This window comes from Sphingobacterium spiritivorum, from assembly GCF_016725325.1.
GTDB lineage: Bacteria > Bacteroidota > Bacteroidia > Sphingobacteriales > Sphingobacteriaceae > Sphingobacterium.
In genome coordinates, this window is the sequence record NZ_CP068083.1 from 3,150,144 (window position 1) to 3,174,632 (window position 24,489).

The window sequence follows — 24,489 nt, forward strand, 5'->3', positions numbered from 1 at the left end:
TTTAAGCTAAAGAGGAGATTTTTACAATATATATCTGAAAGACTATTTTTGATTTTCAATCCATTTGCGGGCATTTACAAAGGCTTCAATCCACGGAGATACCTCATCTTTGCGATCATTCGGATAGTAAGCCCAGTTCCACTGGAACGCAGAACGTTCAATGTGTGGCATGGTAACCAGATGACGACCGGTTTTGTCACACAGCATAGCTGTATTGTAATCTGAACCGTTAGGATTAGCAGGATATTGCTCATAAGCATATTTCGCTACGATCTGGTATTGCTCTTCCGATTGAGGTAGATTAAATTTACCTTCTCCGTGTGAGATCCATACACCTAAAGTTGATCCGGCAAGTGTAGATAACATTACTGAATTGTTATCCTGAACTTTTACAGATACAAAGTTAGACTCATGTTTCTGCGAAGTATTGTGATGCATTTTTCCATGTACATCATGATCAGGGTTGATCAGTTCCAGTTCCATGAACAACTGACATCCGTTACATATCCCTACAGATAATGTATCCGGGCGGGCAAAGAAATCAGTCAATGCTTTTTTCGCTTTCTCATTGTAGAGAAATGCACCTGCCCAACCTTTAGCAGAACCTAAAACATCAGAATTAGAAAATCCGCCTACTGCTCCGATAAACTGAATGTCATCTAATGTTTCACGACCGGAGATCAGATCGGTCATATGCACGTCTTTTACATCAAACCCCGCAAGATACATGGCATTTGCCATTTCACGCTCAGAGTTTGAACCTTTTTCACGCAATATTGCTGCTTTTGGTTTCGGACGTGTATTGTCAATAGTGGGTTTTCTACCATCAAAATGAGCCGGAAATACATATTTCAACGGCTGGTTTTTGTAGTTGGTATAACGTTCCTGAGCCATGCCGTTCTTAGATTGTTTCGAATCTAACAGGAATGATGTTTTATACCAGGTATCTCTTGTCTCTGCAACATTGAACGTAAACAGATCTTCATTATTCTTGAATGTTACAGATGAACCTTCGACAACTTCACCGATCTTCACCGCTTCAATTCCGTTTTCTGAACATGCTTTTTCAAATGCAGCATTGTTCTTAGCCTGAAGGACAACAGCGATATTTTCATTAAACAAAGCTTTTACCGTATCTGTTTCCTGTAAACCGGACAGATCATAGTTTGCAGCAAGATTTACATCTGCGAAACACAATTCAAGTAAAGTCGTAACCAAACCTCCGGAACCTACATCATGTCCTGCTGCGATCTGATCCGCTTTGATAAGCTCCTGAATTGTATTGAATGCTTTTTTGAAATAATCAGCATCCGTGATTGTCGGTACTTCCTTACCTACTTTATTTAAAATCTGCGCAAAAGAAGATCCCCCTAATTTGAAGGTATCTTTTGAGAGATTGATATAGTAAACAGAACCTGCATTTTTATTCAGGACTGGTTCTATGACTTTATTGATATCTGTACAATTTCCTGCTGCAGAAATAATCACAGTTCCCGGAGCAATCACATCTCCGTTCGGATATTTTTGCTTCATGGACAGGGAATCTTTTCCGGTAGGAATATTGATACCTAAGGCAATGGCAAAGTCAGAACAGCTCTGTACTGCTTCATACAGACGGGCATCTTCTCCTTCATTGTTACATGCCCACATCCAGTTGGCGGATAACGATATACCAGAAAGTCCGTTTTTGATCGGAGCAAATACGATGTTAGAAAGTGCTTCAGCAATTGCTGTACGTGAAGCTGCTGCCGGATCTACCAATGCTGCAACCGGCGAATGACCGACAGTGGTGGCAATACCTTCAGCAGATCTGTAATCCAGCGCCATGACACCGACATTGTTCAGCGGTAATTGTAGCGGGCCGGCACATTGTTGTTTTGCAACACGTCCTCCCACACAACGGTCTACCTTATTTGTCAGCCAGTCTTTGGAAGCTACCGCTTCCAGTTGCAGTACCTGATTCAGATAAGTAGGGATATCATTTTTTGTATAGTCCAGATCAGCATATGTACGGTTAACAGTGCTGTCGTTCATAATGGTTTTCGGAGAAGACCCGAAGAAATCTTCCAGTGCAAAATCCATTGGCTTTTCTCCCGAAGTTTTGGATTCGAAAGTAAAACGGTGATCACCGGTGACATCTCCGACAGTATACATCGGTGAGCGCTCCCGGTCAGCTACCTTTTGTAAAGTAGCAATATCTTTTTCACCAATAACCAATCCCATACGTTCCTGAGATTCATTACCAATGATTTCTTTTGCAGATAGGGTAGGATCCCCGACAGGTAATTTGTCCAGGTCTATCAATCCACCGGTTTCTTCTACCAATTCAGAAAGACAGTTTAAGTGACCGCCTGCTCCGTGATCATGGATCGACACGATTGGATTGTGGTCGGATTCTACCAGTCCGCGGATTGCATTGGAAGCGCGTTTTTGCATTTCAGGATTAGAACGCTGAATGGCATTCAGTTCGATTCCTGACCCGAAAGCTCCGGTATCTGCAGAAGATACGGCAGCCCCTCCCATACCGATACGGTAGTTTTCACCACCCAGAATTACTACTTTATCTCCCGGTTGTGGCTTGTGTTTTTTTGCCTGATCCAGTTTGCCGTAACCTATACCTCCGGCTTGCATAATCACTTTGTCATATCCGATCTTACGGGCATCTTCTTCATGCTCGAAAGTCAGGACAGAACCTGTAATAAGGGGCTGGCCAAATTTATTACCGAAATCTGAAGCTCCGTTGGATGCTTTGATCAGGATATCCATTGGTGTCTGGTACAGCCAATCTCTTTCCTGCATTGCTTTTTCCCATGGACGCTCTTCATGGAGACGGGAATAAGATGTCATATAGATGGCTGTTCCTGCCAGTGGTAAAGAACCTTGTCCGCCAGCCAGACGGTCACGGATCTCGCCTCCTGATCCTGTAGCAGCACCTGAGAAGGGTTCTACAGTAGTCGGGAAGTTGTGCGTCTCTGCTTTTAATGAAATTACAGATTCAAATTCCTTTTCAGTGTAATAATCAGGCTTATCCGCTGATTGTGGTGCAAATTGTGTCACAACAGGACCTTTTATAAAAGCCACGTTGTCTTTATATGCTGAAACGATATCATTAGGATGTGTTTCAGATGTTTTTTTGATCAGTTTGAATAAAGAAGTCGGTTTAGCCTCACCATCGATTACAAATGTCCCGTTAAAGATTTTATGACGACAGTGCTCTGAGTTGGCTTGCGAAAATGCAAAAACCTCAGAATCTGTCAGCTTACGACCCAGTTTTACCGAAAGGTTGTTCAGGTATTCTACTTCTTCCGGATTGAGAGCCAGACCTTCCTGCTTGTTGTAAGCAGCAATATCATCCACATCCATAATAGGCTCAGGTGTAATGTTGATACTGTACATTTCCTGTGTAAGCGCATTATACTTTTGGGAGATCATCGGGTCGAAGTCAGTGAAATCAGCTGTCACCGGCTGAAATTCTTCAATACGAATAATTCCTTCAACGGCCATATTTTGGGTGATTTCCACCGCATTGGTACTCCACGGAGTGATCATTGCAGCACGAGGGCCTACATAGTAATCATCAAGAGTGGTTTTTTCAATTTTGGTTGCGTTGCCAAATAGCCAGTTGAGTTTAGAGATATCTTCGGTTGATAAATCTTTTTGAGTTTGAACAGCATAAACAGTGTTCGATTGGTTCACAAAGAAATGAATCATTACTATGAAATTGTTGTCTTGTAGAATTAAAGTACAAAAATACGTTAATCCTTTGACTTAAATAGCATAACAACGTAAAAAATGGAAGGAACTAAGGAGATAGTTGAATTTCGCAGCCAGAGCAGCAAAAAGGGATAAAAAAGCCCCGAAGATAGTCGAGGCACTAAATGTTTGCACAACGGAATAATCCTTATTGTGAATTGCTTTCAAGACAAAGTTAATAAATATTTTTTATTTGAAATACGGAAAACCGTAATTAGGATGTATTTTATTATTTATATATTTAAGAAACTAAAATTGCGAATAAATTATGAAATATATACTTGGGCTTGATTTAGGGACAAACTCTATTGGCTGGGCGTTGATCAAACAGGATTTTGACAATAAACAAGGAGAAATCCTTGGGATGGGAAGCCGGATTATCCCAATGTCACAGGACGTTTTAGGGGATTTTGGAAAAGGGAATTCTGTTTCACAAACTGCTGAACGCACAAAATACAGAAGTGTAAGGAGATTGCGGGAACGATTTCTGTTGCGCAGGGAAAGGCTTCACCGGGTTTTGAATGTTTTAAATTTTCTTCCTGAACATTATGCTTCACAAATTGATTTCACTAAGAAATTTGGAAAGTTTAAAGAAGAGGTCGAACCGAAATTGGTGTATAATAAGGAAGGATTTATTTTCAAAAAATCTTTTGAAGAAATGCTTTCGGATTTTAAAATTTATCAGCCACAGCTTTTAGAAGATAACAAAAAAATCCCTTATGACTGGACTATTTACTATCTCCGCAAAAAAGCACTGAGTCAAAAAATAGAAAAAGAAGAACTAGCATGGATTCTTCTGAATTTTAATCAGAAACGCGGATATTATCAGCTTAGAGGTGAGGAAGAGGAAGAAAATCCAAATAAATTAGTTGAGTTTTATTCTTTGAAAATTGTGGATGTTCTGGCAGATGAGTCGCAGAAAGGGAAATCTGATATTTGGTACTCATTGGTTCTGGAAAATGAATGGGTTTACAGACGTGCCAGCAAAATACCATTGTTTGACTGGAAGGGAAAAACGAGAGATTTTATTGTAACGACTGATTTGAATGATGATGGTTCCGTAAAAACAGATAAAGAAGGTAATGAAAAAAGAAGTTTTCGTGCTCCTGGTGAAAATGACTGGACTCTTGTTAAAAAGAAAACTGAACAGGAAATAGATAAATCCGATAAAACAGTTGGCACCTATATCTATGAAGCTCTTCTCCAAAATCCAAAACAAAAAATAAAAGGAAAACTAGTTCGTACTATTGAACGGAAATTTTATAAAGCAGAGTTAAAACAAATTCTGGAAAAACAAAAAGAATTTCATCCGGAATTAGAACAAGACGATTTATACAGCGATTGCGTCCGTGAACTCTATAAAAATAATGAAACTCATCAACTGACATTGAGTAAAAAGGATTTTGTACATCTTTTTATAGAGGATATTATTTTTTATCAAAGACCATTGAGAAGTCAGAAATCATCCATTTCAAACTGTACTCTAGAGTTTAGAAAATATAAAGATGAAAATGGAGTAGAACATACTCAATATCTGAAAGCTATTCCCAAATCCAATCCATATTATCAGGAATTCCGTGTCTGGCAGTGGATATACAATCTTAATATTTACAAAAAAGAGGATGATACAAATGTTACAAAAGAGTTTTTGAATACGACTAAAGATTTCGAAAGTTTGTTTGAATTTTTAAACAATAGAAAAGAAGTTGACCAAAAAGCTTTGCTGAAGCATTTTAAGCTAAATGATAAGACGTATCGATGGAATTATGTAGAAGATAAAAAATATCCTTGCAATGAGACGAAAACAATGATTTTGTCGAGATTGGATAAAGTAGAAAATATCTCTGCTAATTTCCTGACAAGAGAAATTGAACAAAAGATCTGGCATATTATCTATTCTGTAAATGATAAAACAGAATACGAGAAAGCACTGAAATCGTTTGCATCTAAAAATAATCTGGACGAAAGCTCTTTCTTTGAGGTGTTCAAAAAGTTTCCACCTTTTAAAAGTGAATACGGTTCTTTTTCTGAAAAAGCTATAAAGAAATTGTTGCCCTTGATGCGAATAGGGAAATTTTGGAATTACGATAGTATCAATGAACAATCAAAATCCAGAATCCAAAAAATTATTACAGGAGAGTATGATGAAAATCTTAAAGATAAAGTAAGAGAAAAGGCTGTTCATCTCACTACTGAAAACGATTTTCAAGGATTACAATTGTGGTTAGTACAATATATTGTTTATGGAAGACATTCGGAGGCTGCACTATTAGGCAAGTGGAATTCTGCTGATGATTTGGGAGAATTTTTAAATGAATTTAAACAACACTCACTTCGGAATCCAATTGTAGAGCAGGTTATAACAGAAACGCTTCGTGTAGTGAAAGACATCTGGCTGAAATATGGAAACGGTGCAAAAGATTTCTTCAGTGAAATTCATATTGAACTGGGGAGAGAAATGAAACTTCCTGCCGAAGAAAGGGAGAGGCTGACCCGACAAAACTCTGAGAACGAAAATACCAATTTCCGTATCAAAGCATTATTAGCCGAAATGATGGATGACCATTCAGTGGAGAATGTCCGTCCTTTTTCACCTATGCAACAGGAAATTCTGAAGATTTATGAAGAAGGTGTTTTAAATTCTGATATAGAAATTGAAGATGATATACTGAAAATCAGTAAAACGGCACAACCCTCTTCTTCCGATCTCAAAAGATACAAACTTTGGCTGGAGCAGAAATATAAATCACCTTATACGGGGCAAGTTATACCGCTGAATAAATTATTTACACCGGAATATGAGATTGAACACATTATTCCGCAAAGCCGTTATTTTGATGATAGCTTTACGAATAAAATTATCTGCGAATCAGCTGTGAATAAGTTGAAAGATAATTATATCGGTTTGGAATTTATTAAAAAGCTGGGTGGTAGTATTGTGGAATGTGGAAACGGAAAATCAGTTATCATTTTAAAACAGGATGCTTACGAGGATTTTGTAAAGAAACATTACGCTAACAATCGAAGTAAAAGAAATAAACTGCTTTTAGAAGATATTCCTGAAAGGATGATTGAGCGGCAAATGAATGATACCCGTTATATCAGTAAGTACATTTCGGGTGTTCTTTCTAACATTGTAAGGGTAGAAGATGGTTCGGATGAAGGTGTGAATTCTAAGAATATAGTGCCGGGAAATGGAAAAATTACCACTACCTTAAAACAGGACTGGGGATTGAATGATCTTTGGAATGATTTGATTTTGCCACGTTTTGAACGAATGAATCAATTGACAAATTCTACAGATTTTACAGTGTGGAATGAAAATTATCAGAAATTTTTACCAACCGTTCCGGTAGAATTTTCAAAAGGATTTTCAAAGAAAAGGATAGATCACAGGCATCATGCCTTAGATGCTTTGGTGATAGCTTGTGCTACAAAAGATCACGTCAATTTATTGAATAATCAATCGGCTAAATCAGATACGAAACGCTATGATTTGAAGAGAAAACTGATGAAGTTTGAGAAAGGAGTGTATAAACATCCTCAAACTGGTGAAAAAATTGAGCGGGAAGTTCCAAGACAGTTTCTGAAACCCTGGGGGACTTTTACTATTGATGCTAAGAATCGCTTGGAAACAATAATTGCGAGTTTCAAACAGAATTTGCGTGTTATCAATAAAGCTACCAACTATTATGAAAAATATGTAGAAAAAGAAGGTACAAAAGTAAAAGAAAGGGTAGAACAGACCGGAACAAATTGGGCGATAAGAAAGCCGATGCACAAGGATACAGTTTCAGGAAAAATTGATTTGCCAAGAATAAAAGTGCCGAAAGGAAAGATATTGACAGCAACCAGAAAAAACCTTGACACCTCTTTTGACCTGAAGACAATAGGAAGTATTACAGATACAGGGATCCAGAAAATACTGAAAAACTATCTTCAATACAAAGACAATAATACCGAACTGGCATTTTCTCCTGAAGGAATTGAAGATATGAATAAAAATATTGAAAAATTTAATGATGGAAAAGCGCATCAGCCAATTATTAAAGTCAGAGTTTTTGAACTAGGAAGTAAATTTCCTTTAGGGCAATCAGGAAACAAAAAGGATAAATATGTAGAGGCTGCTAAAGGTACCAATTTGTTTTTTGCCGTATATGAAGATAAAAATAGAAAAAGAAGCTACGAAACCATTCCTTTAAATGAAGTTATCGAAAGACAAAAGCAGGGATTATCGGTTGTTGATTTAAAAGGTGTTGATGATTTCTATCTGTCCCCAAATGATTTAGTGTATGTTCCGTCGGAAGATGAATTAGAAAATATTTCAATGATAGATTTTAATAAGCTTTCCAGTGAAAGAATATATAAAGTGGTAAGTTTTACGGGAAATCAGATTTTCTTTGTGAGGCAAGATGTTGCTACTTCTGTTGTTAATAAAGCTGAATTCTCTACTTTAAACAAAATGGAACGAGCTACTGATGGATCTATGATTAAAGAAACCTGTGTGAAATTGCAGATTGATCGTTTAGGTAATATCTCAAAAGTCTAAGCCATGATCAAGCGGACCTTAATGTTTTCTAATCCGGCTTATCTGAGTCATGCTAACAGGCAATTAGTTGTTGATCTTCCCGGAGAAGATAAGAAAAGGACGGTGCCTATTGAAGATATTGGTGTGGTTGTTCTCGAAAATCAACAGATTACTATCTCGCATGGTTGTATTGCTGCTTTATTACAAAATAATGTAGCGGTGATTTCATGTGACAGTACCCATATGCCTACTGGTCTGATATTACCATTAGATGGGGGACAAACACAATCTGAACGCTTTCGTTATCAGATAGAAGCATCTGTGCCCTTAAAAAAACAGTTGTGGCAACAAACAATTCAACAAAAAATCTATAATCAGGCCAGAGTGTTGGAAGATACGGGTTTGGAAGTGGATAATATGTATTACTGGGCGAAATCAGTTCGTTCAGGTGATCCGGATAATTACGAAGCACGAGCTGCCGCTTATTACTGGCAACATATTTTTCGTGAATTTTTTGATTTTAACCGACATCGTACAGGAGATCCGCCTAATAACTTACTTAACTACGGTTACGCTATATTACGTGCTGTAGTCGCCAGAGGATTGGTTTCTTCTGGCCTCCTGCCAACTTTTGGAATTTTTCACCGAAATAAATATAATGCGTATTGTTTGGCTGATGATATTATGGAGCCCTATCGGCCATATGTAGATCGAATGGTTTATAATATGCTATCAGAAGGATTGAATTGCAATGAATTGGATACTGCATTAAAAATGAGGTTGCTGCAATTACCCCAGATTGATGTGCAGTTTGAAGATATTACAAGCCCGTTATTAGTCGCTGTTTCCAGAACTACGGCTTCATTGGCACGGTGTTTTGAAGGAGTTGTGCGAAAAATCAATTATCCAGCCTTATAAATAAAATCAGTCAATTAATGTTTTGAACCGTTTAAATCAATATAGAGTTTTGTGGATACTAGTCTTTTTTGATCTTCCTACTGAAACGAAAAAAGATCGTGCGGTTCATGCCCGGTTTCGAAAAGAAATTATGCAGGATGGTTTTACTATGTTTCAATTCTCTATTTATCTAAGACATTGTAATAGTAGGGAAAATGCTGATGTACATGTTAAAAGAATCAAGAGGCTACTACCCGAAAAGGGACATATAGGGATCTTAACCATTACCGATAAGCAGTTCGGTGATATAGAACTTTTTATAGGTAAAGATAAGAGTAAGCGACCTGATACACCACAACAACTCGAACTGTTTTAAAGAACAGGATTTAAAAAACGGTATGAAATAAAAAAATACGGACCAAAATGATCCGTATTTTTTTATTCTAATATTTGATTTAACTACTTGATTTTTATTAATTTACGGTTTGGTATGTTGTTGTAAATATCATTAAATCAAAGAATGAAAGCAATTCACAACAAGTGATGAGATGAGGAAGCAATTAGAGTGTTGTTGTAAATATCATTAAATCAAAGAATGAAAGCAATTCACAACAGGTACAGAGGCCCTTGGTCAGAAAAGAGAGTTGTTGTAAATATCATTAAATCAAAGAATGAAAGCAATTCACAACGTGATAAGTTTGCTCCTAAAACTAACGCTGGTTGTTGTAAATATCATTAAATCAAAGAATGAAAGCAATTCACAACAGAAATTAACGTGCAGGTTAATATACAAAGGTTGTTGTAAATATCATTAAATCAAAGAATGAAAGCAATTCACAACACTATAGCGCAGCCGCCCGCGTAAACGGTAGTTGTTGTAAATATCATTAAATCAAAGAATGAAAGCAATTCACAACAATTCTTAGTCCTTTCATAAATTTTATATTGTTGTTGTAAATATCATTAAATCAAAGAATGAAAGCAATTCACAACTGGCAACTCAGTAGTTCCGCACGTAGTTCGTTGTTGTAAATATCATTAAATCAAAGAATGAAAGCAATTCACAACAGAAGGATTCCAATTTCCCTGGTAGTTTACGTTGTTGTAAATATCATTAAATCAAAGAATGAAAGCAATTCACAACAGTTTGATTAAATGGATCATGATTGTTATTGTTGTTGTAAATATCATTAAATCAAAGAATGAAAGCAATTCACAACCATATTATTCTGGTTGAATGCTTAAATCTCGTTGTTGTAAATATCATTAAATCAAAGAATGAAAGCAATTCACAACCATCCGGTGATAATGTTCCTATTCCAACGTGTTGTTGTAAATATCATTAAATCAAAGAATGAAAGCAATTCACAACACGCTATACGCGTGTATACGCTCTAAACGCGTTGTTGTAAATATCATTAAATCAAAGAATGAAAGCAATTCACAACTCTTCGCCCTTGGCCTTTTCGATATTAAGCGTTGTTGTAAATATCATTAAATCAAAGAATGAAAGCAATTCACAACTCTATGTGGTATATGGAAACACTAGCATACGTTGTTGTAAATATCATTAAATCAAAGAATGAAAGCAATTCACAACGCCCTTTCGGGTGCTAGTGCGCCAGCTACTGTTGTTGTAAATATCATTAAATCAAAGAATGAAAGCAATTCACAACTGTATACGTCGGCGTTTGCGCTGGCGCTAAGTTGTTGTAAATATCATTAAATCAAAGAATGAAAGCAATTCACAACATAGTCGCGTATTGCGCCCTTCTTTAAATGTTGTTGTAAATATCATTAAATCAAAGAATGAAAGCAATTCACAACGATAAGCCCCGTAATACTGTCTTCGTATGAGTTGTTGTAAATATCATTAAATCAAAGAATGAAAGCAATTCACAACACGGGGTAAACGGCGCGCCGAAACTGGACGGTTGTTGTAAATATCATTAAATCAAAGAATGAAAGCAATTCACAACGCAAACGATACGTATTTGCGCACCTTGAATGTTGTTGTAAATATCATTAAATCAAAGAATGAAAGCAATTCACAACTATTGAATATATCAACCTGCTCCCATGTAAGTTGTTGTAAATATCATTAAATCAAAGAATGAAAGCAATTCACAACAAAACCACAAAGTATACCGTGTTACTGCAGGTTGTTGTAAATATCATTAAATCAAAGAATGAAAGCAATTCACAACACGGCCTACACAAAATTGCCTATCATATAGTTGTTGTAAATATCATTAAATCAAAGAATGAAAGCAATTCACAACAGATGAGTGTCAAGACCTTAACACGGCTCAGTTGTTGTAAATATCATTAAATCAAAGAATGAAAGCAATTCACAACAGCTAACCAACGTAAGCGCTAAAGGTTATAGTTGTTGTAAATATCATTAAATCAAAGAATGAAAGCAATTCACAACCGACAGATACGGCTCAAAACATTTGTTGAAGTTGTTGTAAATATCATTAAATCAAAGAATGAAAGCAATTCACAACAGCTGCTCGGCCAAAGGTTGATGCGGCAGAGTTGTTATAAATATCATTAAATCAAAGAATGAAAGCAATTCACAACGAATAATGGCTCTTAATTGAGCCAGTCGGTGTTGTTATAAATATCATTAAATCAAAGAATGAAAGCAATTCACAACGAAGACATAGCTGAACAAAAGGCTCTTGTTGTTGTTGTAAATATCATTAAATCAAAGAACCGACCGAAGGGAGCTCAGCTATTCCAATAAAAAAAACAAATCATTAATAGCTAATGAAAGCAATTCACAACAAAATCAAATCGAAACGACAACTAAAAATAGTTGTTGTAAATATCATTAAATCAAAGAACCGACCGAAGGGAGCTCAGCTATTCCAATAAAAAAACAAATTATTAATAGCTAATGAAAGCAATTCACAACTAATTCCCTTCTGTCTAGCCATAACACTAAGTTGTTGTAAATATCATTAAATCAAAGAACCGACCGAAGGGAGCTCAGCTATTCCAATAAAAAACAAATCATTGATAGCTAATGAAAGCAATTCACAACCCATTCAGCCGTCATTGCTACATCTGCTAGTTATTGTAAAAATCATTAAATCAAAGAACCGGCCGTATGAGAGCTCAACCTTATCGATTGCGGACAGTTTATAATAAAGCAATACCTAAATCTACTCAAAAAATAATACATTCCATATGCGTAGTTATTCAAATTTTACCAGCTGCGGAATCCGTATTTCGTTACAAAGTTCTATCTTTGTGCTTCATATAGATTAGACAATGAATATTTCATATAACTGGTTAAAGAATTTTGTTGATATAAAGGATAAAACTCCTGAGCAAATCTCTCATATTTTGACAGATATTGGTCTGGAAGTAGAAGTGTTGGAAACGGTTCAGAGCATACCCGGAGGATTGGAAGGTCTTGTTGTAGGGGAAGTGAAGACTTGTGAACAACATCCCAATGCGGATCGTCTTCGTGTTACAACTGTGGATGTAGGACGTGCAGAATTATTGCACATCGTGTGCGGTGCACCGAATGTAGCTGCCGGACAAAAAGTAATAGTAGCTACTGTAGGAACTACTGTGCATCCGCTGGAAGGAGAGCCTTTTAAAATCAATAAATCTAAAATTCGTGGTGAAGTATCAGAAGGGATGATCTGTGCAGAAGATGAAATTGGTCTGGGCAAATCGCATGATGGTATCCTGGTGCTGCCTGCTGATACACAGGTAGGGCAGACAGCCCGTGATTATTTTCACATTACAGATGATTACCGTTATGAAATCGGTCTGACTCCCAATCGTGCTGATGCTGCTTCTCACTTAGGAGTAGCGCGTGATTTGGCCGGTTTTTTCAGAACTTCATTTACATTACCGGATATTTCTGCATTTCAGTCAGCTGGAAGTGCTGTGCAAACTGTAGTTTCCGTCAGAAATACAGATGCTGCACCCCGTTATTCAGGTGTAAATATTTCAGGAGTGACAGTAAAAGAATCTCCGGATTGGTTGAAAGAAAAACTGAATGTTATCGGTATTCGTCCGATTAACAATATTGTGGATGTTACCAATTATGTACTTCATGATCTGGGACAACCTCTGCATGCATTTGATGCTGATCAGATTGCCGGTCAGCAGGTCATTGTGCGTAATGCTGCAGAAGGAGAAGCTTTTACAACTTTAGACGGAGTTGCACGTACCTTGTCCGCGGAAGATCTGGTTATTGCAGATGCAGAAAAACCAATGTGTATAGCCGGTGTATTTGGTGGCTTACATTCCGGAGTAAGTGCTTCTACCGTTAATATATTTTTAGAAAGCGCATATTTCAATTCCGTATCTGTCCGTAAAACAGCGAAAAGACACGCGTTGAAAACGGACTCTTCTTTCCGTTTTGAGAGAGGAACAGATCCGAATATGACAGAGTTTGCACTCAAACGTGCTGCATTATTGATTCTTGAAGTTGCAGGAGGCACGGTGAGTTCAGCGATTACAGACCTGTATCCTGATCCGGTCTCTCCGTTCGAGTTTACGGTCAATTATGCGAATGTACAACGTCTTATCGGTAAAGCAATTCCGAAGGAAGATATTCGCTCCATCATTACCTCTCTTGGAATAACTGTTGCAAAAGAAAATGAACATGAACTACTGGTAAAGGTACCTCCATTTAAAGTGGATGTAACCCGTGAAGTGGATATTGTAGAAGAAGTTTTGCGTATATACGGTTATAATAATATAGAGATAAAACAGCAGATCAATGCCTCTTTAAATACTTCGGAAAAACCGGACAGAGAAGTGGTATTGAATCAGGTAGCGGATTTATTGATTGCTAATGGCTATAATGAAATTTTATCGAATTCATTGACCAAATCTGAATATGTGGATGATGTGGATACAGCCGTGAAATTGTTAAATCCGTTAAGCAGCGATCTGGATACAATGCGTCAGAATCTGGTGTTTTCTGCTTTGACAGCAGTGTCTTACAACCAGAAGAGAAAAAGTACAGATCTGAAATTCTTTGAATTCGGGCGTACTTACCACTTACTGGAAGAAGGTTATCAGGAAAGACAACATCTTGGACTCGCTCTTGCAGGAAGACAAACCGGCGAAAAATGGAGTGGAGAAGCGAAGCCTGTTACATTTTACAACATTAAAGCTGCTGTGGATACTATTATCCGCAGATTGAATATACAGGGGCTTGAAGTCGTAGATACAGACTCTACCTATTTCGATTACGGATTATCATATAAAAAGGGGCAGAAAACATTAGTTGCATTTGGTGCAGTAGCACAGTCTAATCTGAAAAAAGCGGATGTAGACGGACAGGTGTTTTTTGCTGATTTCGACTGGGATCAGGTGCTGAAAGTAATTCGTAAAAATAGCATTAAATACAAGGAAGTTTCCAAATTTCCGGCTGTTCGTCGTGATCTGGCATTGCTTGTTGATGAGGCTGTTACATTTGAAAAGCTCCGTCAGGTAGCAGTTAAAACGGAGCGTAAGTTGCTTACAGAAGTCAATATTTTTGATGTCTATAAAGGTGATAAGCTGCCTCAGGGTAAGAAATCATATGCCTTAAGCTTTGTTTTGCAGGATGAAGAAAAAACTTTGGCAGACAAACAAATTGACGCTATAGTTCAAAAATTAATTCTTAACTTTGAGAAAGAATTAGGCGCAGTAGTGCGCTAATAGTGGAGTATAACTTTAATTGCAGTAAATAAGTATGGCATCTTTATCAACACAAATGAATATTATCGTTGAGAAAACGAAAAATTTAATTCAATTGTGTGAAGCCTTGCAGGAAGAGAATGATTTACTTAAATTAGAAGTGCAATCGTTACAGGTGGCTTTGGATACAAGCTCTGAAAAAGTAAAGCAGACAGAAGAAAAGGTGAAAGCCCTTGCTGTAGCGCGTACTTTGGAAGATTCGAATGTGGATAAAGACGCAATAAATGAGAAAATACTTGACACGAAGCAAAAAATTAACGATTTTGTTAAAGAAATAGACAAGTGCATAGGCTTATTGAAGTAAGATAACGGAGATAAGGAAGTACAAAAACAGCATTTGTTTACTATAAGCTCAAAGGAAAAATGGGAGATATTTCCATAAAAATAAATATCGCTGATCGGGTATATCCGTTGAAAGTGGATGCAGGTGAGGAGGAGATTATCCGTCATGCAGCGAAATTGGTTAATGAGAGAATAAAAGAACTACAAGACAACTATGCAGTTCGGGATAAACAGGATTTATTATCTATGTGTGTCCTGCAATATGCAACAGGGATGTTGAAAGCCGAAAAAAATGCGCAAAACCACGAAGAAGGGGTAGAGCAGGCTGTTCATGAACTGGATCAGTTGTTGACAGGTTTCTTTAATAAATAACAAAATCGTTCTTATACAACGCTTTGTAACTACGAATTTGCCGCAATTAAATTCGGGTTGTCACTATTTTAAACTTAACGCTTCAATATCACGGGCGAAAAAAAGATGTAGACCATTTTGCGTAAGCCATCTAGGTCATGATCAATCGCTTAATCATGTGTAATGGAAGTTTAATAATACTTGGTACCCGTTTATATTTAATTGCGGTTTTTTTTTGCAAAAAATTTAAATCAAAACATATAGAAACAATTTTTATCAACTAATATAACACACATAAAAACAAATGAATATACAGATCATAATAGCAATCACAATCATAGTTTCCCTTGTCGTGGGTGTTCTGATTGGCCGTTATGTGCTGCAAATGTTGTTTAAAAGGCAAGAACAAGCTGCACATGAAAACGCCAGGAAAATCGTGAAGGAGGCAGAACAGGAAGGGGAGCATATCAAAAAGAAAAGACTTCTGGAAGCAAAAGAGAAGTTTTTACAACTAAAAGCTGAGCATGAAAAAGAAGTAAATCAGCGTAATAATACCATTGTCCAAAAAGAGAATGCTACCCGCCAGAAGGAGCAGTCTATTAACCAGAAGCTGGAAAACCTGAACCGCGAGAAACAAGAACTGGACAATACTAAAAAGCAATTGGAAAAACTTGTAGAGCTGAATGAGAAGAAAAGCGAAGAAGTGGACCATTTGAAATCTCAACAAATCAAACAACTTGAAAATATTGCCGGAGTAACGGCTGAAGAAGCCAAAAATCAGCTGGTTGATTCTTTACGTGAAGAAGCCCGTTCTCAGGCGATGATTCAGATCAAGGATGTCGTAGATGAAGCCAAGCTGACGGCAACTAAAGAAGCTAAGAAAGTCGTTATTCAGACTATTCAGCGTACAGCAACTGAGTCGGCTATCGAAAATACCGTTTCCATCTTTAACATCGAAAATGATGAGATCAAAGGACGTATTATCGGTCGTGAAGGTCGTAATATACGTGCTCTGGAAGCTGCTACCGGAGTTGAAATCATTGTAGATGATACACCGGAGGCTATCATTTTGTCCGGTTTCGATCCGGTACGCCGTGAGATTGCTCGCCTTGCTTTACACCGTCTGGTGACTGATGGTCGTATTCACCCGGCGAGAATCGAAGAGGTGGTAGCAAAAACAAGAACACAGATCGAAGATGAAATCGTAGAGATCGGTGAGCGTACAGCTATAGATCTGGGTATACATGGTCTTCATCCCGAACTGATCCGTATGGTAGGACGTATGCGTTACCGTTCGTCTTACGGACAAAACCTGTTGCAGCACTCTCGTGAAGTTGCCAATTTTGCAGCAACAATGGCAGCAGAACTAGGATTGAATGTGAAACTTGCCAAACGTGCAGGTCTGTTGCATGATATTGGAAAAGTGCCTGATGATAATCCTGAACTGCCGCACGCAATTTTAGGAATGCAGCTGGCCGAAAAATATAAAGAACATCCTGATGTTTGTAATGCGATCGGAGCTCACCATGATGAAATCGAAATGACTTCATTGATCTCTCCGGTAGTACAGGCTTGTGATGCGATCTCAGGCGCCCGTCCGGGAGCTCGTCGTGAGGTAGTGGAAAGCTATATCAAACGTCTGAAAGAACTGGAGGATCTTGCGCTGTCATACCCAGGCGTGGAGAAAACATTTGCTATCCAGGCGGGACGTGAATTGCGCGTTGTCGTTGAAAGTGAAAAAGTAACAGATGCGCAGGCTGAAATTCTGGCTGCAGATATTTCTAACCGTATTCAAACGGAAATGACTTATCCGGGACAGATTAAAGTGACCGTCATTCGGGAAACACGTTCTGTAGCTTACGCGAAATAAGAAAATAATAGATAAAAAAGGAGAGCTGTCTGAGGGAATTATTCTTTCAGACAGCTTCTTTCTGTTAAAAGAGTCTCATGAGTAATAAAAAGAAAAACAAACCGAGCCCTGTTCCTCAGGAAGTCTTAAGACCACTAGATATTTATTTCAAAGAGTTATCAACCGTGTTTGCAAATCCTCAAAACAGAGGATTGTATGCTGTTTTTTTAACTTTATTTTTCTTTGGACTAATGGGACTGATCTGGATGATTCCTTTTCCGCAGTTTGATTTTATGGTCAAAATGGGATGGCATACTTTTCTTAACTGGGGTTCAATTTTTATTGCTGTTATCGTTTATTCCTATCTTCGTCTGGCACCTACGTTGTCTTATGCTATGCTGATTGAGATCGGTATTATGAGCTTCTTTATTGTTCAGCTGGAATATCTGGAAAGAGCTGGAGGCCCCGCAGTATGGTTGATCACCGGACTCATTATGCTGGTTTCACTTGCTGTGCTGATCGCCTTGACAAAAAGAGAAGCAGGTCCTGTATCAAGTAATAGTCTGATCCGGTTAATCACTATAGGGCCGATATGGTTATGGAGTTTTGTTTTTAAGAAACTTAAACTGAAGTTTTAGTTCTTACATCCTGTTTTTGTAATGCCGGTGAGGACAGCAGCAAACGCATAATACATATTTCCTGATGTCTACTTTGCTATTGCGTGATTTGATTACAGCCCGCTGCGTCAACTGGTGTCCTAACCAATTAATAAAATAAGTTTCTAGCAACGTAGAGGAGCTTTCTCTGTAATGCCTGTAAGGGCAGCGGCAGACGTTACTACTTATTTCCTGATACCTGCTTTGCTATTGTGTAATTTGATTACAGCCCGTTGCGTCAATTGGTGTCCCCTCTAATTGATAAAATAAATTTTTATGCAAGGTGAAGTATCTTTCTCTGTAGTGCCGGTGAGGACAGCAGCATACGCATATTACATATTTCCTGATGTCTGCTTTGCTACTGAGTGATTTGATAAGCTCTCCGCGTCAATTGGTGTCCCCACCAATTGATAAAATAAATTTCTAAGCAACGTATAGGAACTTTCTTTGTAATGCCGGTGAGGACAGCAGCAAACGCATACTACATATTTCCTGATGTCTGCTTTGCTATTGCGTGATTTGATTACAGCCCGCTGCATCAACTGGTTTCCTAACCAGTTGCAGTGTACGTAGAGTATTTATTTTTAGTGCCAGCAAGCGCCCTGATAACTTTACACGTACATAATTGCTCTTCATTCCGGGGTACAACCTAAACAATTTGCTGCCTTTTATTGTCTTATATTAAATATAGCATAAGAAAGGAAGCCCGGGATTATATGAAATTACTATCTGTGACTAGCAAAGGTCTGTATTGTAAACAAGCGAATATTTATATTGATCCATGGAAGCCTGTTGATAATGCCCTGATTACCCATGCACATAGTGATCATGCACGCTGGGGGATGGGACACTACTGGTGTCATTCGGATAGTATTCCGATATTGCGTCTGCGTCTTGGGGTAGAAAATAATGTTACCGGCATGGAATACGGTGAGGTAATGTCCGTCAATGGGGTAAAGATAAGTCTTCATCCTGCAGGACATATTATCGGCTCGGCTCAGGTACGTCTGGAATACCAGGGAGAAGTCTGGGTATTTACAGGTGACTATAAATGGAGTGAGGATGGTCTTTCACAACCTTTTGAATTGCTCAAGTGTGATCATTTTATCACAGAATCTACATTTGGACTTCCGGTGTATCATTTTCCTTCTGCATTTGATGTGTATGAAGACATCAACCGCTGGTGGAAGCAGAATCAGGATAAAGGATTAAATACAGTATTGTTGGGGTATTCTCTAGGAAAGGCACAGAATATATTAAAACATCTGGATACCTCTATCGGTGAGATATACCTGCACGGAGCTGTGGCGAATGTTAATCAGGCACTACAGGAGGTGGGGTACGAGTTTCCGGGACAACGGATTCTGGCGGAGACGGATCGATCCGCAATAAAGGGTGCGCTTATTGTCGCACCGCCATCTGCAATGGATACTCCCTGGATACGGAAATTAAGACCCTACAAGATCGCCATGTGCAGCGGTTGGATGCAATTGCGCGGAGCCAGAAGAAGAAGAGGAGTGGATCAGGGATTTGTCCTGTCCGATCACTGCGACTGGTCACAGCTTAATGCAGCTGTACAGGAAACTGGTGCCGGCCACGTGTATGTAACACATGGGTACGAAGCGGTATTTTCAAAATGGGTCAATGAACATCTGGGTGTAAAAGCATCTGTTCTCAAAACACTGTTTCATGATCAGGAAGAGGAGGATATGGAATGAAAGATTTTGTAGAACTCTTCGAAGCACTGGACAGTACAACCCGGACAAATGAAAAAATTGAAGCCATTCATCATTATCTGATAAATGCCAGACAGGAGGACCAGCTGTTTGGAATAGCATTGCTAATGGGTAATAAACCAAAACGTCCTGTCAAGACCAGTTTGTTAAAAGTATGGGCTGCCGAACTGGCCGATATTCCACTGTGGCTTCTGGATGAAAGCTACTACATTGTGGGGGATCTTGCCGAAAGTCTGGCTTTGGTATTACCGGCATCAAATACAGAAACTACATTTGAATTGCATACCATTTATCAGCAATTGATAAACTTGTATGGACAGCCGGAAAATGTACAGAAAGAAGTAATTTTGGGATATTGGACACAATTATCCGGCACAGCACTTTTTCTTTTTAATAAGTTTCTGACCGGAAATTTTCGGGTTGGGGTATCCAAAAAGATTGTGGGAAAGGCGCTCGCCCGTTATCTGGAAATGGAAGAGGCTGTTGTGGAGCACCGGCTTATGGGGAAATGGAGTCCGCTTACTGAGCAGATGGATTCTTTATTTTTCAGTGATCTGAATGAAGATAAGCATTTTCTCCCTTATCCCTTTTATCTGGCCTATGCTATTGATTCTTCGGTAGAAGAGCTGGGTGATCTCGAAGACTGGATATTGGAGCCTAAGCTGGATGGTATCCGCGGACAGCTTATCATCCGAAAGGACGAACTGTTTGTCTGGAGCAGAGGAGAAGATCTGATGACGGAGAAATTTCCGGAATTTCACAAATTGAAGAACCTGCTTCCAAACGGTACGGTGATCGATGGCGAAGTTATTCCATGGAAGGAGGGCACACCCCTTGACTTTAATATGATGCAGACCCGTATAGGACGCAAAAATCTGTCTGCTAAAACATTGGCCGATGCTCCGTTAGTGATGGTGTGCTATGATCTTCTGGAATGGGAAGGGAAGGATCTGAGAGCTCTTCCATTAGTGGAAAGACGTAATCTTCTGCAACATGTGCTGGATACACCCGGTGTTGCTGATGTCCTGTTGCTGTCTCCGGCTTTACAGTTCAGTGCCTGGGAGGAAGCAGCATCTTACAGAGTACATGCAAGGGAACATAATGCGGAGGGACTTATGATCAAGCGCAAGTCAAGTCCCTATGAAACAGGACGGAAAAGAGGGAACTGGTGGAAGTGGAAAACGGACCCTATGACGATAGACGGGGTATTGATTTATGCACAGTCCGGACATGGGCGAAGGGCAAATTTGTTTACCGATTACACCTTTGCTGTTTGGGATGGAGAGCAATTAGTACCTTTTGCGAAAGCATATTCAGGATTGACAGACAAGGAACTTATTAGTATGGATAACTGGATCAAACGGAATACAATTGAAAAATTCGGACCAGTAAGAAGTGTCAAAGCGGAAATGGTCTTTGAGCTGGCATTTGAAGGGATTAATCTCAGCAGCCGGCATAAATCGGGTGTGGCTTTACGGTTTCCCCGGATTCTGCGATGGCGAAAGGATAAATTAGCAAAAGATGCGAATACAAAACAAGATTTGTTGGACTTAATCGATTCGTTGAAATGAATCAGTTTGCAGACGTATGGTTTCATAATCAGGGATGGAAGGCTCATGGTTTTCAACAGCAAACCTGGAAAGCTATTCGTGAAGGAAATTCCGGATTGCTAAATGCCCCTACAGGATACGGGAAAACATTTGCTGTATGGTTTGGAATTCTGGATCATTATTATGCGCATCATTCTGTCGCTAAGAATAAGAAATTACATACCCTTTGGATCACGCCTTTACGGGCCTTGTCCAAAGAAATCTATAAAGCTGCAAATGCAGTTTCGGAAGAACTGGATCTGGATTATACTATTGAATTACGTACGGGTGATACCACTGCATCGGTTCGTCAGCGACAACGTAAGACTCCTCCGCAGGCCATGATTACCACACCGGAAAGTGTGCATCTGCTGCTGGCATCCAAAGACAGTACAGCGTATTTCAAATCACTGGAATTTATTGTCATTGATGAATGGCACGAATTGTTAGGCAGCAAGCGTGGGGTGTTGGTAGAGTTGGCTTTAAGCCGGCTTAAGGCCATCAATCCGCGATTGAAGATATGGGGCATTTCCGCTACTATAGGTAATCTGGCAGAGGCAAAGGATATCTTGCTGGGTATAGAAAATACCGGTGTAATGGTCAAAGCAGATATTAAAAAGAAACTTCATATCGAGACTGTTCTGCCGGATTCACTGGAGAAATTTCCGTGGGCCGGACATTTAGGAATCCGGTTACTGGATAAGGTCATTCCAATCATTAACGCACATCAGTCGACCCTGATATTTACCAATACAAGATCTCAGGCTGAAATATGGTATCAGCAGATTATTCTGAACTACCCCGAATTTGCAGGATTACTGGCAATCCATCACGGTTCGCTGAGTGATGAGATTCGGTTTTGGGTAGAAGAAGCACTACATGAAGGCCGATTAAAAGCGGTGGTCTGTACCAGTAGTCTGGATCTGGGAGTAGATTTTCGACCGGTGGATTGTGTGGTGCAGGTAGGTTCTCCAAAAGGAGTAGCGCGTTTTTTACAGCGTGCAGGCCGTTCGGGACACCGGCCGGATGAGACTTCAAAAATCTATTATGTACCTACGAATTCGCTTGAAATTATAGAAGGAGATTCGCTGAAATATGCTGTAAAAGAGCATATAGTCGAACAGCGCATACCTTATATCCGGAGCTTTGATGTGCTGATCCAGTATTTAATGACACTGGCCGTAGGCGATGGATTTGATGCGGATCAGATCTTTGCAGAAATCGTGCAGACACACTGTTATGCATCGGTATCCCGGTCAGAATTTGATGAATGTATGGCGATGCTTATTCACGGGGGTAAATCACTTACAGCTTATGACGATTTTCACCGTCTGGAATATCTTGACGGATTGTATAAAGTTACATCACGTAAACTGGCTATGCGACACCGGCTCAGTATTGGTGCGATTGTATCCGATACCATGATGCGTGTTCGGTTTATGAATGGCAAGTATCTGGGATCCATAGAAGAATCCTTTATCTCCAGACTGAAGGAAGGCGAGGTGTTTTGGTTCTCCGGAAGGCAGCTGGAATTGCTGCATACCAGAGGAATGGATGTGACCGTTAAACCTTCTACAAAAAAGAAAGGAGTAGTACCGTCGTGGATGGGTGGACGCTTTTCCATATCTCCCGATCTGGGAGATGCGATCCGTCATAGTTTTCAGCATATTCAGAAAAGGAGTTATCAAAGTGAAGAGATCCGCTTTTTACAACCTCTTTTTAAGGAACAGAAGGTTCGCTCTGCTTTGCCGGTAGAAGACGAGCTGCTGGTCGAGTATATGGAAACCCGATATGGACACCATTTATTTGTTTATCCTTTTGAAGGCAAACTTGTGCATGAAGGTATGTCTCAGGTCATCGCTTACAGGTTGGGTAAGATTCAGCCTGCGACCTTTAGTATTGCTACAAATGAATACGGATTCGAGCTGGTCTCCGAAACGAAATTTGATATTACCCTTCCTTTATTGCAAAAAGTATTTTCACCCGAGCATCTGCATTCGGATCTGTCAAGCGGAATCAATGTGCAGGAGATGGCCAGACGGCGCTTCAGGGATATCGCAGGGATTGCAGGACTGGTTTTTCAGGGATTTCCCGGTAAGAATGTGAAAACCAAACATCTGCAGGCTAATTCAGGTTTGTTTTTTTCTGTATTTCAGGATTATGATCCTCATAATCTGCTGTTGAGAGAGGCCTATGATGAAGTATTTGATTTTCAGTTGGAGGAAGGACGTATGCAGACTGCTTTCAACCGGATCAGCGGACACCGTATTATATTGACACATCCTGAAAAGCTGACTCCCTTCGCTTTTCCTGTTTTCTCCGAATCTTTCCGCGAACGCTACAGTAATGAAGATTGGCAAAGCCGTTTGGAAAAACTGAAAATGCAGTTAACTTTGGAGTAATGGCAAAGAAGATTGTATTGAATGGATTAGATTGCTTTTTACTACCTCAGAAAGTACTGTATATTCCCTTTTATCATTTGTTGGTCGTGTCAGACTGGCATTTGGGCAAGATGAAACATTTTCGGAAGGAGGGATTATTTGTGCCTCCTGTAGAAGTAGAAGAAGAAATCAGCCGCCTGGAATTGTTATTGCAGGAGCTGACAGTAGAACGGGTAATATTACTGGGAGATTTGTTTCATTCCGACTGGAATGAAGACTGGACAGCATTTGCTATGTTTACACATCGCTATCCGAAAATCAGTTTTTTGCTTACCCGTGGTAATCATGATATTTTGGTAGATACGCACTGGGCTGAAGCGCGTTTACAGATTATTCCACAATATATTCTGGCTGAAGGACTGCTGTTTTCGCACGAACCTGTCACTGATTTGCCGGCTTACATGTTTAATATTGTAGGACACCTGCATCCCGGATGTGTCGTCAGAGGAAAGGGCCGGCAACAGTTCCGGCTTCCATGTTTCCATTTGAAAAATAATGTTCTCACCTTGCCGGCCTATGGCAAATGGACAGGGTTGCATATATTGCCGAAAGAGGATAATGCTCGTTTTTTTTCTGTTATTTATGATGAGGTCGTCGAAATAAAAGAGTTTGCTTAACTTCAGTATAGCAGATTGCAGCCCTGCAAAATAGCTTATTATACCTGTTAAATCTTTCTTTTGATATGC

Annotated in this window: 13 protein-coding genes and 1 CRISPR repeat array; of the genes, 12 read left to right on the plus strand and 1 reads right to left on the minus strand. The window is 39.1% G+C overall.

Annotated elements, in window-relative coordinates; all coding sequences use genetic code 11:
* Positions 1 to 42: 42 nt before the first annotated feature.
* Positions 43 to 3,711: a phosphoribosylformylglycinamidine synthase gene (gene purL, locus I6J02_RS13135; protein ID WP_201678341.1), complete on the minus strand. Its 3,669-nt coding sequence runs from the start codon at positions 3,709 to 3,711 to the stop codon at positions 43 to 45.
* A gap of 310 nt (positions 3,712 to 4,021) precedes the next feature.
* Here purL and cas9 point away from each other — a divergent pair, with 310 nt between their 5' ends.
* From cas9 to pdeM, 12 genes are all read left to right on the plus strand, one after another.
* Positions 4,022 to 8,302: a type II CRISPR RNA-guided endonuclease Cas9 gene (cas9, locus tag I6J02_RS13140; protein WP_201678342.1), complete on the plus strand. Its 4,281-nt coding sequence runs from the start codon at positions 4,022 to 4,024 to the stop codon at positions 8,300 to 8,302.
* A 3-nt stretch (positions 8,303 to 8,305) separates the two neighbouring features.
* Positions 8,306 to 9,199: a type II CRISPR-associated endonuclease Cas1 gene (gene cas1 / locus I6J02_RS13145; protein ID WP_201678343.1), complete on the plus strand. Its 894-nt coding sequence runs from the start codon at positions 8,306 to 8,308 to the stop codon at positions 9,197 to 9,199.
* Positions 9,200 to 9,248: 49 nt separating this feature from the next.
* Complete coding sequence (gene cas2, locus I6J02_RS13150) at positions 9,249 to 9,554, plus strand: CRISPR-associated endonuclease Cas2 (RefSeq protein WP_236581868.1); 306 nt, start codon at positions 9,249 to 9,251, stop codon at positions 9,552 to 9,554.
* Positions 9,555 to 9,670: 116 nt separating this feature from the next.
* Positions 9,671 to 11,840: direct repeats of the CRISPR family, unit length 46 nt; unit sequence GTTGTTGTAAATATCATTAAATCAAAGAATGAAAGCAATTCACAAC.
* Between the two features lie 620 nt (positions 11,841 to 12,460).
* Positions 12,461 to 14,860, plus strand: coding sequence for a phenylalanine--tRNA ligase subunit beta (pheT, locus tag I6J02_RS13155; protein ID WP_201678344.1), 2,400 nt, complete (start codon positions 12,461 to 12,463; stop codon positions 14,858 to 14,860).
* A gap of 34 nt (positions 14,861 to 14,894) precedes the next feature.
* Positions 14,895 to 15,203: a hypothetical protein gene (locus I6J02_RS13160; RefSeq protein ID WP_003004875.1), complete on the plus strand. Its 309-nt coding sequence runs from the start codon at positions 14,895 to 14,897 to the stop codon at positions 15,201 to 15,203.
* Positions 15,204 to 15,262: 59 nt separating this feature from the next.
* Positions 15,263 to 15,553 carry a cell division protein ZapA gene (locus I6J02_RS13165; RefSeq protein WP_002999122.1) on the plus strand — a complete coding sequence of 97 codons (291 nt, stop codon included), beginning with the start codon at positions 15,263 to 15,265 and terminating at the stop codon, positions 15,551 to 15,553.
* Positions 15,554 to 15,836: 283 nt separating this feature from the next.
* Entirely contained in the window at positions 15,837 to 17,402 is a 1,566-nt protein-coding gene (gene rny / locus I6J02_RS13170; RefSeq protein WP_201678345.1) for a ribonuclease Y, read from the plus strand.
* Between the two features lie 77 nt (positions 17,403 to 17,479).
* On the plus strand, positions 17,480 to 18,019 hold the full coding sequence (locus tag I6J02_RS13175; RefSeq protein ID WP_201678346.1) for a hypothetical protein: 540 nt from the start codon (positions 17,480 to 17,482) through the stop codon (positions 18,017 to 18,019).
* 734 nt (positions 18,020 to 18,753) lie between these two features.
* Positions 18,754 to 19,755: a ligase-associated DNA damage response exonuclease gene (locus I6J02_RS13180; protein ID WP_201678347.1), complete on the plus strand. Its 1,002-nt coding sequence runs from the start codon at positions 18,754 to 18,756 to the stop codon at positions 19,753 to 19,755.
* Positions 19,752 to 21,344 (plus strand): ATP-dependent DNA ligase, encoded by a 1,593-nt coding sequence (locus I6J02_RS13185; protein WP_201678348.1) that lies wholly within the window; start codon positions 19,752 to 19,754, stop codon positions 21,342 to 21,344. The genes I6J02_RS13180 and I6J02_RS13185 overlap by 4 nt, the downstream gene beginning before the upstream one ends.
* A complete protein-coding gene (locus I6J02_RS13190) occupies positions 21,341 to 23,764 on the plus strand; it encodes a ligase-associated DNA damage response DEXH box helicase (RefSeq protein ID WP_201678349.1) in 2,424 nt (807 codons plus the stop codon). The genes I6J02_RS13185 and I6J02_RS13190 overlap by 4 nt, the downstream gene beginning before the upstream one ends.
* Entirely contained in the window at positions 23,764 to 24,420 is a 657-nt protein-coding gene (gene pdeM / locus I6J02_RS13195; RefSeq protein WP_201678350.1) for a ligase-associated DNA damage response endonuclease PdeM, read from the plus strand. Before I6J02_RS13190 ends, pdeM begins: the two co-directional genes overlap by 1 nt.
* The last annotated feature ends 69 nt before the right edge of the window (positions 24,421 to 24,489 follow it).

What these genes read in the sequence shown, in the direction of transcription:
- purL (WP_201678341.1), bottom strand. Translation starts at nt 3,711, where the DNA reads ATGATTCATTTCTTTGTGAACCAATCGAACACTGTTTATGCTGTTCAA.
- cas9 (WP_201678342.1), top strand. Translation starts at nt 4,022, where the DNA reads ATGAAATATATACTTGGGCTTGATTTAGGGACAAACTCTATTGGCTGG.
- cas1 (WP_201678343.1), top strand. Translation starts at nt 8,306, where the DNA reads ATGATCAAGCGGACCTTAATGTTTTCTAATCCGGCTTATCTGAGTCAT.
- pheT (WP_201678344.1), top strand. Translation starts at nt 12,461, where the DNA reads ATGAATATTTCATATAACTGGTTAAAGAATTTTGTTGATATAAAGGAT.
- I6J02_RS13160 (WP_003004875.1), top strand. Translation starts at nt 14,895, where the DNA reads ATGGCATCTTTATCAACACAAATGAATATTATCGTTGAGAAAACGAAA.
- I6J02_RS13165 (WP_002999122.1), top strand. Translation starts at nt 15,263, where the DNA reads ATGGGAGATATTTCCATAAAAATAAATATCGCTGATCGGGTATATCCG.
- rny (WP_201678345.1), top strand. Translation starts at nt 15,837, where the DNA reads ATGAATATACAGATCATAATAGCAATCACAATCATAGTTTCCCTTGTC.
- I6J02_RS13175 (WP_201678346.1), top strand. Translation starts at nt 17,480, where the DNA reads ATGAGTAATAAAAAGAAAAACAAACCGAGCCCTGTTCCTCAGGAAGTC.
- I6J02_RS13180 (WP_201678347.1), top strand. Translation starts at nt 18,754, where the DNA reads ATGAAATTACTATCTGTGACTAGCAAAGGTCTGTATTGTAAACAAGCG.
- I6J02_RS13185 (WP_201678348.1), top strand. Translation starts at nt 19,752, where the DNA reads ATGAAAGATTTTGTAGAACTCTTCGAAGCACTGGACAGTACAACCCGG.
- I6J02_RS13190 (WP_201678349.1), top strand. Translation starts at nt 21,341, where the DNA reads ATGAATCAGTTTGCAGACGTATGGTTTCATAATCAGGGATGGAAGGCT.
- pdeM (WP_201678350.1), top strand. Translation starts at nt 23,764, where the DNA reads ATGGCAAAGAAGATTGTATTGAATGGATTAGATTGCTTTTTACTACCT.